This is a genomic window from uncultured Veillonella sp., assembly GCF_934230905.1.
GTDB lineage: Bacteria > Bacillota > Negativicutes > Veillonellales > Veillonellaceae > Veillonella.
In genome coordinates this window covers 1-17,509 of the sequence record NZ_CAKQFJ010000012.1, presented here as the reverse complement: position 1 = coordinate 17,509, position 17,509 = coordinate 1, and the positions used below count along the sequence as shown (strand labels likewise).

General features: G+C 36.0%; 17 protein-coding genes and 1 pseudogene. All 18 read left to right on the top strand.

What is annotated here, in order from left to right; all coding sequences use genetic code 11:
• The first annotated feature begins 17 nt into the window (after nt 1-17).
• Complete coding sequence (locus Q0E20_RS04685; RefSeq protein WP_295996996.1) at nt 18-1,568, top strand: LptA/OstA family protein; 1,551 nt, start codon at nt 18-20, stop codon at nt 1,566-1,568.
• 11 nt (nt 1,569-1,579) lie between these two features.
• Nucleotides 1,580-2,440: a UTP--glucose-1-phosphate uridylyltransferase GalU gene (gene galU / locus Q0E20_RS04680; RefSeq protein WP_295996994.1), complete on the top strand. Its 861-nt coding sequence runs from the start codon at nt 1,580-1,582 to the stop codon at nt 2,438-2,440.
• A gap of 169 nt (nt 2,441-2,609) precedes the next feature.
• Nucleotides 2,610-3,152 carry a hypothetical protein gene (locus Q0E20_RS04675; RefSeq protein WP_295996992.1) on the top strand — a complete coding sequence of 181 codons (543 nt, stop codon included), beginning with the start codon at nt 2,610-2,612 and terminating at the stop codon, nt 3,150-3,152.
• A gap of 25 nt (nt 3,153-3,177) precedes the next feature.
• The gene (locus Q0E20_RS04670) at nt 3,178-3,690 is read left to right on the top strand and encodes a biotin transporter BioY (protein ID WP_295996989.1); all 513 of its coding nucleotides are present in this window, start codon (nt 3,178-3,180) and stop codon (nt 3,688-3,690) included.
• 58 nt (nt 3,691-3,748) lie between these two features.
• Nucleotides 3,749-4,855, top strand: a complete 1,107-nt coding sequence (locus Q0E20_RS04665) for a thiolase family protein (RefSeq protein ID WP_295996984.1) — start codon at nt 3,749-3,751, stop codon at nt 4,853-4,855.
• Between the two features lie 11 nt (nt 4,856-4,866).
• The gene (locus Q0E20_RS04660; protein ID WP_295996981.1) at nt 4,867-6,159 is read left to right on the top strand and encodes an AMP-binding protein; all 1,293 of its coding nucleotides are present in this window, start codon (nt 4,867-4,869) and stop codon (nt 6,157-6,159) included.
• 23 nt (nt 6,160-6,182) lie between these two features.
• A complete protein-coding gene (locus Q0E20_RS04655; RefSeq protein WP_295996978.1) occupies nt 6,183-7,181 on the top strand; it encodes a nucleoid-associated protein in 999 nt (332 codons plus the stop codon).
• 87 nt (nt 7,182-7,268) lie between these two features.
• A complete protein-coding gene (gene ybaK / locus Q0E20_RS04650; RefSeq protein WP_295996975.1) occupies nt 7,269-7,760 on the top strand; it encodes a Cys-tRNA(Pro) deacylase in 492 nt (163 codons plus the stop codon).
• An 8-nt stretch (nt 7,761-7,768) separates the two neighbouring features.
• Nucleotides 7,769-8,431, top strand: a complete 663-nt coding sequence (locus Q0E20_RS04645) for a ribonuclease H family protein (protein ID WP_295996971.1) — start codon at nt 7,769-7,771, stop codon at nt 8,429-8,431.
• Between the two features lie 17 nt (nt 8,432-8,448).
• On the top strand, nt 8,449-9,366 hold the full coding sequence (locus Q0E20_RS04640) for an NAD-dependent epimerase/dehydratase family protein (protein WP_295996968.1): 918 nt from the start codon (nt 8,449-8,451) through the stop codon (nt 9,364-9,366).
• Between the two features lie 11 nt (nt 9,367-9,377).
• A complete protein-coding gene (locus Q0E20_RS04635; protein ID WP_295996965.1) occupies nt 9,378-9,656 on the top strand; it encodes a DUF1294 domain-containing protein in 279 nt (92 codons plus the stop codon).
• Nucleotides 9,657-9,667: 11 nt separating this feature from the next.
• A complete protein-coding gene (locus Q0E20_RS04630) occupies nt 9,668-11,095 on the top strand; it encodes a glucose-6-phosphate isomerase (RefSeq protein ID WP_295996963.1) in 1,428 nt (475 codons plus the stop codon).
• A 21-nt stretch (nt 11,096-11,116) separates the two neighbouring features.
• Nucleotides 11,117-12,106, top strand: a complete 990-nt coding sequence (galE, locus tag Q0E20_RS04625; RefSeq protein WP_295996960.1) for a UDP-glucose 4-epimerase GalE — start codon at nt 11,117-11,119, stop codon at nt 12,104-12,106.
• A gap of 145 nt (nt 12,107-12,251) precedes the next feature.
• A complete protein-coding gene (locus Q0E20_RS04620; RefSeq protein ID WP_295996958.1) occupies nt 12,252-12,899 on the top strand; it encodes a hypothetical protein in 648 nt (215 codons plus the stop codon).
• Between the two features lie 98 nt (nt 12,900-12,997).
• Nucleotides 12,998-14,074 (top strand): type II secretion system protein GspD, encoded by a 1,077-nt coding sequence (locus tag Q0E20_RS04615; RefSeq protein ID WP_295996955.1) that lies wholly within the window; start codon nt 12,998-13,000, stop codon nt 14,072-14,074.
• A gap of 34 nt (nt 14,075-14,108) precedes the next feature.
• Complete coding sequence (locus Q0E20_RS04610; RefSeq protein WP_295996951.1) at nt 14,109-16,022, top strand: ABC-F family ATP-binding cassette domain-containing protein; 1,914 nt, start codon at nt 14,109-14,111, stop codon at nt 16,020-16,022.
• Nucleotides 16,023-16,168: 146 nt separating this feature from the next.
• Nucleotides 16,169-17,317: an ABC transporter substrate-binding protein gene (locus tag Q0E20_RS04605; RefSeq protein ID WP_295996947.1), complete on the top strand. Its 1,149-nt coding sequence runs from the start codon at nt 16,169-16,171 to the stop codon at nt 17,315-17,317.
• Nucleotides 17,318-17,333: 16 nt separating this feature from the next.
• Nucleotides 17,334-17,509 (top strand): annotated as a pseudogene (locus Q0E20_RS04600) (branched-chain amino acid ABC transporter permease); the annotation flags it as partial.

Here is a 17,509-nt window from a genome sequence, read left to right as displayed (position 1 = left end):
AGAGGAGTATAGTAACCATGAGGAAACAAAGAGTACAATGGCTCGTGGCAGCATGCTTGCTTTGTTTGGCACAGCCTGCGTGGGCTGCTTCAGATTCAATTACATATCAAGATAGTTTAGATAGTATATCTGAATCGTATCCGGGTGAATTGCAACAACCTTCGACCCCTGAACGCAGCAATATTCGTGTTGTTCGTCGTGGTACTTCACCTATTGCCGCGCCAACAGAAAAATTACCAACTCGTGTTGATGCAGATAAAATGACGTATTCTGGTAGTACTGGAGATGTAAATGCTATAGGGAATGTTGTGGTTACACAAGGAAATCGTACCCTGTTAGCTAATCGCATCACAGGAAATACGAAGACTACAGAATATCGAACTGCTGATGGTCCATATCGCTATTTAGAGGATGGTGGTAAGACAAAAGATCTTACTGGTGATGTTATGACTTATCGTACGAGTGACCAACATTTTGATGCGGGGCAAACACAAGGTTGGTCTGATCCTTATTATGTAAAAGGACAAAATCTTTCCTATGATGGTCAAACGGGATCTATTGAAAAAGGGATGATTACATCAAAGCATGCGATGGCATTTAAGCATACACCTGATTATCGCATTGAAGGCAACGACATAAAAATCTACCCTGGCGATAAGGTTGTAATTCAACATCCAAGCTTTTATATTAAGAATTTCAAACTGTTTAGTTTAAAATCGTATACGAAATCTTTACGTGGTGATAAGCAAGGTAAAGTAAGCACATTTTCTATTATGCCTCGACCAATTTATAATAGTGATGATGGCATTGGCTTACGTGGAAATGCTGAGATACCATTAGGAAAATCTGGTGAAGCTTATTTTGATTATAAATGGTATTCAAAGGCAGGTTTTAAACCACAAATAGGCTATCGCCACTATTTACCATGGGGAACGGCATCTATTGGGTATAGTAAAGAATCTAACGAATATAATGATGAAACTGTATGGGTAGAAAAAATTGGTGAGCTTCGTATTGATACACATACATATCATATTGCGAAATCTCCATTTACGGTACGTGGTGAAACCAGTATCGGGTATTGGAAGGAAGGCTCTATAAAAGGTTCTCATAAGGATTATAAGGTAGAGGTATCTCATGACCCGATTAATCTATGGAAAGATGGTACATTGCGCTTCTTTGGTGGGTATCAACGCGATTATTATGGTTATGATAAATCTATACGTAGCATGCCATATTGGGGTGCTCAATTCCGTACAGCTGTAGGCCCTAGAGTTAATGCGTGGGTTTCTTACAATCAACGCAATATTACTTATAATAACTCTCCATATCGTTTTGATAGTACAGAACTTCCTAAGGAGCTTATTTATGGTGGTTCCTTTAAATTGACACGGCTTGATGACATATCTGTTAGTGTTAAACAGAATATGATGAGTGGTGATGTAGATTCGATTTATTACACATACCATCGTGACTTACATTCTTTTGATATGTATTTAACATATAAAGATTCCCATAAAAAGGATAATAATCAATGGAAAATTAAGTTCGTTGGTAAAGATTTCTAAGGAGTATACATATGAAGTCTATTCGTAAGGCTGTTATTCCTGCAGCTGGTTTTGGTACACGATTTTTGCCAGCTACAAAAGCACAACCAAAAGAAATGTTACCTATCGTTGATACACCGGCGATTCAATATATTGTAAAAGAAGCACTGGATTCTGGTATTGAAGAAATTCTTATCATAACTGGTCGTAGTAAACGTGCTATTGAGGACCACTTTGATAGTAGTGTAGAATTAGAAGAATTATTGCAAAAGCAAGGAAAAAATAAACAGCTAGCTATGGTAAAAGATTTGGCGGATATTAAGGTTCACTTTATTCGCCAAAAAGCACCACGTGGTTTAGGGGATGCTGTACTGTGTGCTAAAGCATTTATTGGTGATGAGCCATTTGCTGTTTTATTAGGTGATGATATCGTTTATAATCCTGATAAACCGTGCTTACAACAGTTGATGGATTGTTATGAAAAACATCCAGGTATTATACTTGGTGCTCAATTTGTACCTAATGACAAGGTAAGTTCTTATGGGATTGTATCTGGAGATCCATTGGCAGATAATTTATATCGTGTTAGTGGTTTAGTAGAAAAGCCAAGCGTAGATAAGGCACCTTCTAATTTAGCTGTCCTTGGGCGTTATATCCTAACACCAGATATTTTTGATATTTTAGAAAATACAAAACCTGGGGTAGGTAATGAAGTGCAGTTAACAGATGCTTTGGCGGCATCAAAGACTACAAAATATGCATTAGCTTATGAAGGTATTCGTTATGATACGGGTGATAAATTAGGCTATTTAAAAGCTACCGTAGAATATGCGCTTCGTAATGAGGAGTTAGGACCTGCATTCAAAGACTATTTGAAAGACTTAAACTTATAATGTAGAATCTATAATTTATAGACATATGTGTTGAGAAAAGTCACTATTGATATAATCAGTGGTGGCTTTTCTTGTTAACTAATTAAACGAGTGATAAGTTGACAATATAATCGGGATTAATTATAATTTATAGAGACATCTTGTAAAACTATTGATATGGTGAATTAATATGCGGAGATTATTAGCTTTATTAACAGATATAAAAACCTTAAATTTGCCTACGAATTGTGTAATTACGAAGGCCTATTTTGATACGCAAGGCACCGATAAAATTGTGTTTCATGATGCAGAGTATAAAGGCAATCATATATCCGTTTGTATGTCTAATACAATTGGTACATTATGGATTGATTTATTGCAGTTAACAAAACCTTTACAACTTAGGCAAATACCAAAAGTTGATGAGGGTGTTAAAACACTAACTTTTACGAAAGAAAATATTATTCATTTTGTTGAAGCTGTAAATGATCGCAATCAAATACATCGTGTGTCACCCTATATAGTACCGGGATTGCTTATATTAGAGAATTTGTGGAAGTATGTAGTACAAGATAAATCTAAAGTAGGCATAGAGGTTCGTTTTTTATCACCTATGATTGCTGAGGATTGTGTGTGCATAGAGCGTCAACGTGAAGGAAATATCCTACTTGGTACGTTAGATGATACAACTCTTTTTAGAGCACGTTTATATGATGAGCATAAAATTATGTAAGATTATGATGTAAAAGAGGTATATTATGGAAGCAAGACGTTTAACAAAAATGGCTTTATTAACAGCGCTATTGTGTGTATCAGCATGGATTTCATTCCCGTTACCATTTAGCCCTGCTATGGTGACAGCACTTACATTAGTAGCTACATTGACAGGCTTATTATTATCCCCTAAAGATACATTAATTGTATTTATTGTATATGTATTACTAGGAACAGTAGGATTGCCTGTTTTTGTTGGAGGTACAGCTGGACTTGGTAAACTATTCGGACCTACTGGCGGATTTATCTTCTCTTGGCCTGTTGCCTATACGCTATTAAGCATTTGTAAAGGTAAATCTAGAAGCTTTTTATCCTATAGCTGGCGTTCATTAGTTATTACGATTCCTGTTGTATATATTTTTGGTGTAGCTGGATTTATGATTGTTACAGGCACTCCGTTTTGGGCATCTCTACCTATTGTAATGCTCCCATATATTCCAGGAGATATTATAAAATGTTTAGTTGCCTCTTGGTTGGCTACAAAAATTAAAATATAATGATGATATGTGTAGGAGGTGTTATTAGTACACCTCCTTATTTATATGGAGTAATACTATGCCTGTTTTCATTCATAATGGATTACGTACGCCGATTGGTGTCGTTAACGGACAATATAAATCAATACGTCCTGAATTGCTTGGTGCAAAGGTGTTAAATCAGCTATTTGATTCTATAGACACATCTTCTGTGGATGCCATTTTTTGTGGCAATGCAGTTGGTACGGGTGGGAATATTGCGAGATTGATGGGTCTTTATAGCAATTTACCTAATATGATACCAGCAGTTACGATAGATATGCAATGTGCATCAGGTATGATGAGTATTGAGATGGCCTATGCTCATATTGCATCAGGTATGATGAATACAGTAATTGCTGGTGGTATTGAAAGTTCGTCTTTACAACCACTAAGAACATATGCAGAGTATGATGATCGTTGTGGTGATTATAGAGTGGCACAGTTTTCTCCCAACGAATTATCTTCTTTATCTATGTTAGAAGGGGCAGAACGTACCATGATAAAACATGGTGTAGGTGTAGAGGAGTTAAATCCTTATATTATTAGAAGTCATCAGTGTGCACAATATGCACGGGACAAAGGTATACTTTTACCCTATATGCTAGACATTGAAGTTGATGGAAAGCTATGTATCGATGAATCAATACGTCCATCTATGAATGAAAAATTGTTACAGCGTATGAAGCCCTTATTAGGACCTAATTCTATAACAACGGCTGGAAATGCATGTCTTACTCATGATGGGGCTGCCTTTGTTACATTAAGTAGGGAGGAAGGACCCTTTAGGATTGTTCGTGCCATGCCATGGGCAGGAAATCCCTTGTATAGTCCTGAAGGTGCACTATTAAGTACAAAAAATATACTAGACGCTACCGGACTTTCATCAACAACAATTGATGTGTTTGAATGGAATGAAGCGTTTGCTGTAATCTCTGTCTTGTTTGGACGAGAATATCCAGACCTTGTTGACAGATATAATATGTTAGGCGGCGCACTGGCCTATGGGCATCCTTACGGTTGCTCTGGTGCTATGCTTTTGTTACATTGCATGGCAGCTTTAGAGTACTGTAATGGCCGTTATGGACTCTGTGCTATTGCTGGAGCTGGTGGTACAGGAACAGCTATGATTATTGAGCGTGCATAGATAAGGATTTTATGATGAGTATGATATTACAGGCTATAGTTAACCATGGTCATAAGCACAAATTAGATACGGCAATTATTGTAGATGGTATGCAATATACCTATGGAGATTTATATGACGATGTTATTGAAAGAGTACAGGGAATAGAGAATGATAACTGTATTACACATATTATAAATAGTGAACGTCATATTATCCTTATAGATACAGAATTTGTATATGAACAACTTATATTGTGGTTAGCTGCTTTATATAGTGGATATATTCCCATTGTTTTGCATCCACATATGGATAATACATATCGACTTCAATTAATGAATTTACTTGGCTCCATAGATATTCCGATAGAAGCGCAGTTTGGTGTTCTTACATCTGGAACAACGGGAATACCAAAACCCTTGTGGCGAACTGAAAAATCATGGGCGGATTATTTTGATATACAAAATAATATCTTTCATATCGATGATACTACTAGTATATTTGTACATGGCAGTTTTAGCTTTACAGGCAATATGAATATGATATTGGCTGTATTATGGGCAGGTGGGCAGATAATCACCAGTGATTATCTGCAACCAAAGAGATGGCAATCGTTGATTCAATCTCATCGATGCACCCATATGTATATGCTGCCTACAAAACTGCGTTTACTATTGCGCTGGAATAGAAGTATTTGTTCTTGTGTAAGATATATAATTGCAGGTTCACAAGTTGTAGATCGAGAATTATTACAGTCTTTACACATGCTATATCCAATGATGGAATTTATTCTGTACTATGGTGCATCAGAGTTAAACTACATTAGCTACTGCACTGGTGAGGAGTGGCATGATTATCCTGGTACTGTAGGGCGCCCATTTCCTGGGGTTATAGTTGAGATAAAAGATGATTATATTTATGTGTCTACACGGTTTGGAATATGCGGACTTGATGAAATGGTAACAGTTGGTGACAAGGGTCATTGGTGTGATAACTACCTTATATTTGATGGCCGTAATGGGGATATTATTAACCGAGGTGGGTATAAGGTTGCTATTTTAGCTTTAGAATCTCAGTTACAAATGTTGCCAACGGTAGAGGATGTGGCAGTCATATCTATACCTGATCGATTGCGTGGAGAAGAGGTCGTCGCCTTTATAGTACCGGTCACAGGTGTTACATCGGAAGAGGTGGAGGCTGATGTACGACAATCTATTCCTCATGAAGATCAACCAAAATATTTGCGATATATTGATGCAATACCTTTAACAGATTGTTCAAAAATAGATAAAGAATTGCTAAAAGAATGGTATAATAAAGAGTAATATTTTTACCCTTAGGAGTTATCATGCAAATTAATAAAGCAGCCCTTGAGATTTTTGATTTTACATCATCTTTAGCGGTCTATTCTGAACATGAATTAAAAATAGGTGAACAAGATATACATGATTATATTGTAGGGCATGTAACGAAAGCATTTAAAGACCCTGGTGCGAGAACAGGGACATTACTTGCACAGAGTCCTATGGGAAAGCGAATTAGTGAATATAAAGTTGGTGAAATCCCTTTTATTACGTTGGCAAAAGAATTAGGTGAAAAAACCTTTGAGTATATGAAACAAGCAACGGTAGGTGTTGTCATTGATACTATCGTATGCGATGTGGTGACAGACACATCATATATTTGTATGCTATTATGTCAGGCTCATGATGCCTTTACACATCAATTGTTTAGTGAAGATGATGGATCCTTATCGACAGAACTTGTACCACATAAGGCAGTACTGCCGATGCCGACACAAAAATTGCGTGCTTTTGTTGCCATAAATACATTGAATTTATCTGTTCGTATCTTTGAACCAAAAGGTGAATATGATGGTGAAGTTTGTTACATTTTAGCCGAAAAGGTACTACAACTTAGTACAGATCAATCCTCTAGAGATACTGTTAAAAAGGTAAAAAACATTATAGATAAGGTGGCTCAAGCGCACGAATCCGATGGTGTAGCAGAGATGACGATGGCAAAGTCTATGATTGCTAAAAATGCAGAAGTATCTGATACGGTTAATCCTGTTCGCATTGTGGAAGAGGTATTTAAGTCTAACCCCATTCAACAAGAAGCTGCTAAAAAGGAGTTAGCTGAACAGGATATGATGCGACCTTTACCGGTAAATCGTGAATTTGCTACGAAGGTAGGCGAACATCATAAGATTAAAACCGATACTGGCATAGAAATTTCGTTCCCTGTAGAATATATGCAAAATCGGGAGTTTATCGAAATTAAAACTAATGATGATGGTACGCTTCGCATAGAGTTAAAGAATATAAATAAAATTGTTAATAAATAGTAAGATACTTTTGATTTATCGTTAGATATTTATAAGATAATTTTTGTAATATAACGATATAGCGATAAAAATAAAGGAGGCTCTTATATGAGTAAAGAGAAGCATAAAAAAACAAATGCATTACGCATATTAGATACTCATCATATAGCATATACAATTAGTGAATATGAATGGTCTGAAGAACGAGGTCAAGGTATTCACGTGGCCGAAGAGTTGGGTCTTGATGAAAAAACAGTATTTAAAACTTTAGTTGGCAAAGGTGATAAAACGGGATATGTTGTATTTTGTATTCCTGTAGCTGAAGAATTAGATATGAAGCAAGCCGCTCGGGTCAGTGGAAATAAATCTGTAGAATTAATTCATGTAAAGGATTTGTTAGGTATAACAGGTTATTTGCGTGGTGGTTGTTCCCCAGTAGGAATGAAAAAGCAATTCCCTACATACTTTGATGAAACGATGCAAGCTCAAGAGGCTGTATATGTTAGTGCTGGTTTACGAGGCATGCAGATGCATGTTAATCCACAAGATTTACAATCTGTAGTGAATGCTGAATTTGTACCGCTTACCATGAAGCATTAGGAGGTTGTATGGCGAAGAAATTTTATGCTGTAAAAGCAGGCCGTACGCCAGGTATTTATGAAACTTGGACCGATTGTGAAAAACAGGTTAAAGGCTTTGGTGGGGCTATTTATAAATCGTTTCCCACTAAGTCAGAAGCCCAGGCTTTTATAGGTGATGAAGGTATGAGTATTGGTGATTATCTAGCATCATCAAAAACGTCTAAAACAAACCATACAAAGAAATCTATAGCTCCTGATTTCTCAGAACCCAATCATTTAATTGCATATATCGATGGCAGTTATGATAAATATAATCAGTCTGTAGGTTCAGGTGGTATTATGTTTCTAAATGGAAATAAAGAAACATTTTCATTCGGTACCCGGGATGCAAAATATACAGAATTTTGGAATGTGTCTGGTGAGTTATTAGCGGCTAAGCATGTTATGGAATATGCTTTAACTCATGGGATTTCTAAGTGCTCCTTATATTATGATTATATGGGGATTGAAATGTGGGCCACGAAGAAGTGGAAACGAAATAATGTATTAACCAATGAATATGCAGCATTTTGTGAACGTATATTTCAACAGGTGAAAGTATACTTTCACAAGGTATATGCTCATACTGGTGATACATATAATGAAATGGCTGACCAACTCGCAAAGGCAGGGGCAGCGATAGGTAAATAATCTAAAAGGGGAAAACAATGCGCGTTTGTGTAACGGGGGGCGCCGGTTTCATAGGGTCCCATCTAGTCGATCGACTCATAGCATTAGGTCATACAGTATTGGTAATAGATAATCTTACAACAGGGGTACGAGAATTTGTTAATCCAAAAGCAGTATTTATAGAAATGGATGTACGAGACGCTAACATAGAATCTATTTTTGCAGATTTTAAACCTCAAGTAGTATTTCATGAAGCGGCACAAACGATGGTACCTGCATCTATGGAAAATCCTAAGATGGATTGTGATGTGAATCTCATAGGCTTAATTAATATGCTCGAAGCAGCAAGAACACATGGGGTAGAACATTTTTTAATGCCATCCTCTGCTGCGGTGTATGGTAATCTTGATACATTACCTCTTAGAGAAACATTAACGGGTCAGCCAACATCATTTTATGGTCTTACTAAATTGACAGCAGAAGGTTATTTGCGAATTTATGAACAAGCTTTTGGATTAAAAACAGTATGCTTTAGATATTCTAATGTGTATGGACCGCGTCAAGGTGATGGTGGAGAAGGTGGCGTAATTAGTATTTTTAACCGCCTTGTTAATGAAGATAAGCCAATCACCGTATTTGGAGATGGTGAACAAACTAGGGATTTTATATATGTAAATGATGTAGTTGAAGCTAATATTAAAGCCATGAATCATCCTGATTTAACAGGAATTTATAACATTTCTACTAATACGAGTACATCTGTAAATGAATTGGTAGACTATTTCACAGCTATCAGTGGTAAACAAATTGTAACTAATTATGAAGCAGAACGAGTTGGCGATATTCGCCATTCTCGTTTATGTAATGAAAAAGCCAAAAAGGATTTTGGATTTGAAGCTACTGTTGGTTTGGAATGTGGATTGGGTGATACCCTCTCATATTTTAAGGGGAAATAAAATATAGGATTATGAGTGAAACGTATTTTCTGATTACTATGGCCGTATGGAATTTTATTGTCTTTTGTATATATGGATATGATAAGTTTTCTGCTATAAAAGGGTATGAGCGGATTTCTGAATTTACATTGCTATTTCTAGCATTTGCTTTTGCGGGCCTAGGTGCGTTATTGGGCATGGTACTATTTCATCATAAAACAGCAAAATTGAAATTTAAGCTATTAATTCCCATCGCAATTTTGTGGTCCGTATTTGGTATTGGATATGGCTATGGTTGGATAGGTGCATAAGGAGATACTTGATGCTACAGTTAGATTCTGGATTTGAATTAGATTATAGTAATATCTATAATGAAAGTTGCATACAGGTGCGTGATATACAAAATTTTGAGCGGGCCATTCAAAATGTATGGCGTCATACCAATATTTTACGATCTACTGGATATGAAGAAGGTCATCTTTCTAAGGATGGTCAACCTGAGCCAATTTTGTTTTATCAATTACCATATATATCAGAGAATGGTATCAATACACCGAAGATGATGGATCGTTTACAAAAATTACGATCTTATGCTCGCAAGAATATCGATACAGTTGTGTCTATTGGTATCGGTGGTTCTTACCTAGGTAGTAAGGTGATTTTTGATGTTCAATGTGGTTCGTTTTGGAACAACTATACGGATCAAGAACGTGATAATTATCCTCGGTTTTATTTTGCTGGGTTTAATGTAGATGGTCCATACTTGGAGGGACTTATTAAGACATTGGTATCACAAGCCAATGAAAAAGGTCCAGCTTACAAGGTAATGCTTGTAGTTACATCTAAATCTGGTTCTACCATTGAACCAATGGCTAATTTTATGATTCTTCAGAAAGCGCTTGAAGATCATCATATTAATTATGAAGTTACTGTTGTCACAGATACTAATAATGATGCACATCCTACCATTCTTCATGATATGGCTATCAAGCATCAATGGAGAACATTCTCTGTTCCCTATGGTGTGGGAGGTAGATTCTCAGTCTTTACTGAGGTAGGATTTGTTACAGCTGCTTTAGTGGGATTTGACATCGAAGGCTTCTTAGCCGGTGCTGCATCAATGGATATAGCCTGTCAAGAAGAGGATGTTTTGAAAAACCCAGCTTTATTTAGTGCACTGTTAAAGTATATTGCGTCGGAACGATATGGTCGTATTATAGAAGTATTTATGCCTTATGGTGAATCATTACACTCTTTATCTGATTGGTATGTGCAGTTACTATCAGAATCATTGGGTAAAATGAGTAAGACTTGCCTTCCATATGGTCGTACACCTGTTCCTGCAGTTGGTACGATGGATATGCATGCTCAGGTGCAAGAGCATCAAGAGGGGCGACTTAATAAGGTTGTTCAATTTATTAAAGTACGAGATTGGGATACATCGCTGGTTGTTCCTAATTTGTATAGTGAGTATGATAAACTTAATGCCATAGGAAATATTCCTATTAGCGATATTTTAAATAGTGCACTTGATGCGAATAGAGAGGCTTTATCGAGTGATAATCGTTTTAATATGACCATATCTGTACCAACATTAAATGCATTTCATTTAGGGGAAATCATGTTCATGCATTGTTGGGCTGTGTATTTTGAATCGATTTTAGCAGGCGTTGATGCCTTTGATCAACCAGGTGTTGAAGTTTATAAACGTTTAATTGGGCCAAAACTTCATGCTATGAAAAAGTTGTAGTTATTAAAGGGGAGTATGTATATGAATATTTTAGTAACAGGTGGTGCTGGTTATATAGGTAGTCATACAGTTAGAGCATTAATACATGCTGGTTTTACACCTATTGTAGTTGACAATTTTTCACGTGGTCACCGTAGTTCTATTCCTAAAGGGGTTAAGGTCATAGAGTTAGACATTGCAGATTCAAAACTCATTAGTGTCATGAAAGATAATAATATAAAGGGGATTATGCATTTTGCTGCACACTCTCAAGTAGGGGAATCTATGATAAACCCTTCTATTTACTATGAGAATAATGTTGTAGGATCTTATCAACTTATAGAATCAGCAAGACAGGCGGGTGTACAACATTTTGTATTTTCTAGTACGGCTGCAGTTTATGGTGAACCGGAAGAAGTACCTATTGTAGAAGGAGCTAAATTACAGCCAACTAACGTATATGGTCGAACTAAGCTGATGATTGAAGAAATGCTTCATGACTATAGCTCTATTTATGGTTCTACTTATGTAGCATTACGTTATTTTAATGCTGCAGGTGCAGATGAAAGTGGCGATATTGGTGAAGATCATTCTCCAGAAACTCATTTGATTCCGTTAGTATTAGAGGCGGCTTTAAGAAAAAGACCACATATTACTGTTTTTGGAACTGATTATGATACTATTGATGGTACATGTATTCGGGATTATATTCATGTTACTGATTTGGCATCTGCTCATGTATTAGCTATGAATTACTTGATTAATGGTGGTGAATCAAGAGCTTTTAATTTAGGTAGTGGCAATGGTTTTTCCGTAAAAGATATCATAGAAACGGCTAAAAAAGTAACTGATATTGATATTCCAGTGGAATATGGTGAACGCCGAGCAGGAGATCCAAGTATATTAATTGCATCTTCAGAGTGTATCAAGGGTATTCTAGGTTGGAGTCCACAACATAGTGAATTATCGCAAATAATAGGAGATGCATGGAATTGGCATCAATCTCATCCGATGGGATATGATGATAAATAAAATTTTATAACTTATATTTTATAATTTGTCAAGGACACTAATAGTCACGGGGGTGACTATTAGTGTCCTTCTTTTATATCTATATGTGTTGCATACTGATAGTAGATAGTTTTTTAAAATCTAGATGAGAAAGGAGACCTAATAAATGGATATACATCGATTGTTGTACGACAAATTTTATCAGTATATAACTCAATATAAACGATACAAAAAAAGTATAGGTATATTATTTCTATTAGCTCTTATCGCTATTGGGTGGGGTGTATTTCATACAACAGAAAATGATCATATTCAGATGGAGTCTAGTTCAAATGCAGTATCTCAATCTGCAGAAGAGAATAATAGGACTAAATTGTTATATGGTACAGGAAATAATTTGAGGGGACTTCCTTGGCATGAAGTATTAGTAGAAACATTAGGGAAGAGTAATTTGCATTCTATAAATTTGACGGATAATGAAGCCACAGATGATATTCAGCAGGATTTAAAAAATAAAGGTATTTCTCCGAAGTCAAAATGGGGTAAAAGGAGAAATATAGAAAATACAGTTAATCAAGATAGCAGCATAAGTTTAAAAAGTGATTTAGAAAAACATCATGAAAAAAAATCAGTTTATATTAATGGTGTTATACATGGCCCTAAATTAGCTGTTATTTTAAGTAGTGGTTCAGAGTCTAGCGTTGTTATGGAAGGTGATTCCTGGCATAGTGTAAAGGTTCTTAAGGTAGATGAAAATTGTGTAACACTTGATGATGGAGGAAATGTAAAATGCGTATCTGTTGGAGAGTCATAATAATATTTTTAATCTTATGTGGACTAGGAAGTTCTTGTTCATGGGCGAAAGAAGCAATACAATTGCAACAATCTTCAACTGCTGAAAACTCATATAGTATGACAGTTAGTAAGGCTCCTTTATCTGATGTAGTAGAGGCAATTAGTCGTAGCTATAAACTAGATATACTTGGTATTAATACATTAGAGGGTACTGTAACTGGAACGATACATGGCAAATCACCATTGGAAATGTTGCATCATTTAGGGGATATGTATCATTTTGATATACAAGATGATCAGGGGATAATTACAGTAACAGGACATTCTGGTGGTAAGGAAAATCGTCATGTTATGGTAGTAGAACCTAATATAGTATCATCGACATCATTAGAATCGGCTATAAGAACGGTAGTACCTAATGAAAAGTTCACAGTGCATAAGGAAACAAACCAACTCGTACTAAATATAACTCGAGAAGAGGAAAAAGGAGTACGGTCTATCATTCAATCGGTTGACCGGGATATAAAACAGGTGCGATTAGAAGCAACAATTATGGCAATGGAGCATTCTTATTCTAAGGAAACCGGATTTAGATGGTCTTGGTTAAGCTTAACTGGTCATGGTAATGATAAGACAAATACATATGGGGCCATTACATTTGGTAAGGCGCCAGATGGTGAAGCCTATAAATTCTTTGTAAAGCCAGAATTAAGTCTTTTAGAAACTACAGGAAAAGCCGTTGTCATTGCAACACCGTCAATCATGGCTTTAAATGGAGAAAATGCACATATTCTGATTGGTGAAAAAATTCCTGTAGTGGAAGAATCTATTTCTAATGGAGAGAGAAAGCAATCTATTCATTATGAAGAGGTTGGTATAAAGTTAGATTATACTCCAATCGTTACTAAAAATGGTTTTATAGACACGTCGATACAGGCAGAGGTAAGTTCTCCTGTTATGGTATCAGAATTGAAATCCTATAAAATTACCACAAGGCAAGCAAAAACAAGAGTCATACTAAAACCTGGTGAAGTATTGGTTATAGGTGGATTAATGGATAATCGAGATCAAAAACAGATGGAAAAAGTTCCATTACTTGGAGATATTCCTTTGTTAGGTAAATTATTTAGACATAGTCGAAAGACCAAAGATAGTGTGGAGCTAGTCATTTTTGTAAAAGCGACTGTGGTATAATAATTACTGAATTGAATGATAAAGGAGGGATTGAATGGAACGCATTCGAATGATCGGTCTAGGAAAATCATTTGGGGTGCGCCAAGTGTTTTCTAATGTGTCCTTTGAAATAAAAGAAGGTGACAGAGTCGCTTTGGTTGGCCCTAATGGGGCGGGGAAATCAACATTGTTGAAATGCATACTTGGCATTGAGGAATTAGACGAAGGACAAGTCGTAATGTCTCCTGTTGCCAGTATTGGTTATTTACAACAAGATGTTAATTTAGGTGATGCTAGTTTGGCTGAAGAAATAGAAACGGCTTGGGAAGATGTTCATGCATTAGAGAACAAACTACAAGAGTTGACAACGTATCTAGAGACTCACGAAGCTAGTGAAAGTGACTTACAACGTCTTGATTATCTACAAAATCGTTTAGAGTGGTTAGGTGGATATGATTATGAACAAAAAACAAAACGAATAGTGTATGGACTTGGTTTTACTGATGAAGATTTATATAAACCAGCTAATGCCTTTTCTGGAGGACAAAAGACACGTATTAATTTAGCAAAGGCTTTGGTGCGAAGCCCTGATTTTTTGTTTTTAGATGAGCCCACAAATCATTTGGATATGGAAATGTTAGAATGGCTAGAAGGATATTTATCATCATATCGAGGTGGCATTCTTATCGTTAGTCATGACCGATATTTTATGGATCGTATTGTTACAGGCGTAGTAGAATTAGATCATCATAAGGCAACAACTTATCGTGGTAACTATAGTCGATATGTATTACAACGGGATGAAAGATTAAAAGCTGATTCAATTGCTTATGAAAAGCAGCAAGAATATATCAAGAAAACGGAAGAGTATATTGATAAATATCGGGCAGGTATTAAGTCTAAAATGGCAAGAGGCCGTCAATCTCAATTAAATCGATTGGAACGATTAGAGGCACCTATAATCTCACATTCGTTAGATTTTAAATTTCCACCTGCTGCAATGAGTGCGGATAAAGTACTCGTATTAGATCATGTATCTATTGGGTATGACACAAATAAACCTATTATTGATGATATATCTTTAGTGGTTCGCCGTGGAGAATCTGTAGCTTTAATTGGTCCTAATGGTGTAGGTAAATCAACAATGGTAAAATCTATTGTTGGAGAGTTGGTCCCGTTGAATGGTCATATCGATATTGGTAATCGTGTACAAGTTGGATACTTTTCACAAGAACATGAAGAATTACATGATCAATGGCAAGTGGTGGATGAGATTATAAATAATTATAATTTTACCGAAGAAAAAGCTCGTAATGTATTAGGCTCATTTCTATTTAAAGGCGATGATGTATTTAAACTAGTAGGAGATTTATCTGGGGGTGAGCGGGCCCGTTTAGCTTTATTAAAATTATTCTTACAAGGTGATAATTTCCTTATTCTTGATGAACCAACCAATCATTTAGATGTACCTACGCGTGAAATAGTGGAACGTGCATTACAGCAATTTGGTGGTACCTGTTTTATCATTTCTCATGACCGATATTTCTTAGACCAAGTATCTACGAGAACTTTGGTATTAGAGGATAAAGGTGTTACAGAATATTTGGGTAATTATTCCTATTATAAGGAAAAACTAAAAGAACAAAATGATATTGCTGCTCTTACAGAGCCAATAGAAGCGATTTCTAAAGATAAAAGTAATATTCATACTAAGGATGTTTCTTCTCGTGATGAAGCAAAGCCTAAAACGAATACATATATAATTGAAAAACAATTAGTTGAGATAGAAGAAGAAATTGCTAGGTTAGAAGCAACTTTGAAAATGTATGAAGTACAATTAGCTAACCCTGTAGTACAACAGGACTTAGATGAAATGGCTAATATATCAAAGCAGCTTTCAGATACAGATAATTCACTACAAGTATTGTATGAAAAATGGGAACAGTATTCAGAATTATTATCGGAATAAATAAAATTTATAAGGTATACATCTGAATTCTATAGATGATACTAATGATTTGATTGACAAACATAAAAAATATTTCATAATATAGAAGTATATATAATTTATACTATTATATTTTACTGTTATTGTGATTGAAGGAAGGGTGTAGCATGAATAAATCCATGTTAAAAAAAGCAGCCATTTTTGGCCTTGTTGGTGTAATGGCAGTTGCTGCTGGTTGTGGTAGCAATAAAGATGCAGGTAATGCAAATAACAATGAAGCTAAAATCGCATTGTTAACAACGACAACAGGTGGGGCTGCTGCGTATGGTGAATCCATCAAAGCTGGTGCAGAACTTGCAGTTAGCCAAATTAATGCAGATGCTAACAATGTAAAAATTAATTTGCTTGTTGAAGACACTAAAGGTGATAAAAATGAAGCAATTAATGCTATGAACAAGGTTATTTCTAAAGATAAAGTTGTAGGCGTTATTGGTCCTATGTTATCTGGTGAAATGATGGCTGCTGGCCCTGTAGCAAATAAGAGCAAAGTCGTAGCTCTTGGTACATCTACAACTGCAGAAGGTATTACTGATATTGGGGATTACATTTTCCGTAATGCTGTACCTGAATCCTTGGCAGTAGATACTGCAATCAAAGAAGCACATAAAACATTGGACTTCAAAACTGCAGCTATTATGTATTCCAATAACAATGACCAAATGGTATCTGTAAATAATACAGCTCGTAAAGCATTGGAAGCTGAAGGTGTACAAATCGTTGATACTGAAACATTTGCAGACAAAGATACCGATTTTTCTGCACAATTAACTAAGATTCAACAAGCAAAACCTGATGTAATCGTTGTTGCTTCTCTATACCAAGAAGGCGCATTGATCATGAAAAAAATGCGTGAAATGGGTATGCAACAACCTGTAATTGGTTCCAATGGCTTTAACAGCCCTGAATTCATTAAAATTGCAGGTGCTGCAGCTGATGGCGTTATCGTAGGTACACCTTGGTTCCCTAACAAAGATGACCAAAAGGTAAAAGATTTCCGTAAAGCTTATAAAGATAAATATGGTAAAGAACCAGACCAATTCGCAGCGCAAGCTTATGATGCAGTTTACTTGTATGAAGCAGCATTGAAAAAAGCTGGTTCTACTACTGACCGAGAAAAATTCCGCGATGCATTGAAAAATATTGCTGACTTTGTCGGTGTAACAGGTCAATTCAAATTTAATGATCACCGCGACCCTTCCATGGAAGTTCAAGTATTGCAAATTAGAAATGGTCAATTTGACGCATTAAAAAAATAAAAGTTGAGGTAGTATAGTGTTTTTACAACAATTAGTTAACGGGTTAACCCTCGGTAGCTTATATGCTGTACTCGCTATTGGCTTAACACTTGTGTTTGGCGTTTTAAATATCATCAACATGGCACACGGAGGCATCTTTATGATAGGTGCCTTCGTTGGTCTTTTTATGGTAACTGTTTTTGACGTAAACAT

Excerpts from the sequence above, each read along its gene's own strand:
- ybaK (WP_295996975.1), top strand. The coding sequence starts at position 7,269 with ATGAGTAAAGAGAAGCATAAAAAAACAAATGCATTACGCATATTAGAT.
- galE (WP_295996960.1), top strand. The coding sequence starts at position 11,117 with ATGAATATTTTAGTAACAGGTGGTGCTGGTTATATAGGTAGTCATACA.
- Q0E20_RS04665 (WP_295996984.1), top strand. The coding sequence starts at position 3,749 with ATGCCTGTTTTCATTCATAATGGATTACGTACGCCGATTGGTGTCGTT.
- Q0E20_RS04675 (WP_295996992.1), top strand. The coding sequence starts at position 2,610 with ATGCGGAGATTATTAGCTTTATTAACAGATATAAAAACCTTAAATTTG.
- Q0E20_RS04645 (WP_295996971.1), top strand. The coding sequence starts at position 7,769 with ATGGCGAAGAAATTTTATGCTGTAAAAGCAGGCCGTACGCCAGGTATT.
- Q0E20_RS04635 (WP_295996965.1), top strand. The coding sequence starts at position 9,378 with ATGAGTGAAACGTATTTTCTGATTACTATGGCCGTATGGAATTTTATT.
- Q0E20_RS04605 (WP_295996947.1), top strand. The coding sequence starts at position 16,169 with ATGAATAAATCCATGTTAAAAAAAGCAGCCATTTTTGGCCTTGTTGGT.
- Q0E20_RS04670 (WP_295996989.1), top strand. The coding sequence starts at position 3,178 with ATGGAAGCAAGACGTTTAACAAAAATGGCTTTATTAACAGCGCTATTG.
- Q0E20_RS04685 (WP_295996996.1), top strand. The coding sequence starts at position 18 with ATGAGGAAACAAAGAGTACAATGGCTCGTGGCAGCATGCTTGCTTTGT.
- Q0E20_RS04610 (WP_295996951.1), top strand. The coding sequence starts at position 14,109 with ATGGAACGCATTCGAATGATCGGTCTAGGAAAATCATTTGGGGTGCGC.
- Q0E20_RS04615 (WP_295996955.1), top strand. The coding sequence starts at position 12,998 with ATGACAGTTAGTAAGGCTCCTTTATCTGATGTAGTAGAGGCAATTAGT.
- galU (WP_295996994.1), top strand. The coding sequence starts at position 1,580 with ATGAAGTCTATTCGTAAGGCTGTTATTCCTGCAGCTGGTTTTGGTACA.
- Q0E20_RS04660 (WP_295996981.1), top strand. The coding sequence starts at position 4,867 with ATGATGAGTATGATATTACAGGCTATAGTTAACCATGGTCATAAGCAC.
- Q0E20_RS04630 (WP_295996963.1), top strand. The coding sequence starts at position 9,668 with ATGCTACAGTTAGATTCTGGATTTGAATTAGATTATAGTAATATCTAT.
- Q0E20_RS04640 (WP_295996968.1), top strand. The coding sequence starts at position 8,449 with ATGCGCGTTTGTGTAACGGGGGGCGCCGGTTTCATAGGGTCCCATCTA.
- Q0E20_RS04620 (WP_295996958.1), top strand. The coding sequence starts at position 12,252 with ATGGATATACATCGATTGTTGTACGACAAATTTTATCAGTATATAACT.
- Q0E20_RS04655 (WP_295996978.1), top strand. The coding sequence starts at position 6,183 with ATGCAAATTAATAAAGCAGCCCTTGAGATTTTTGATTTTACATCATCT.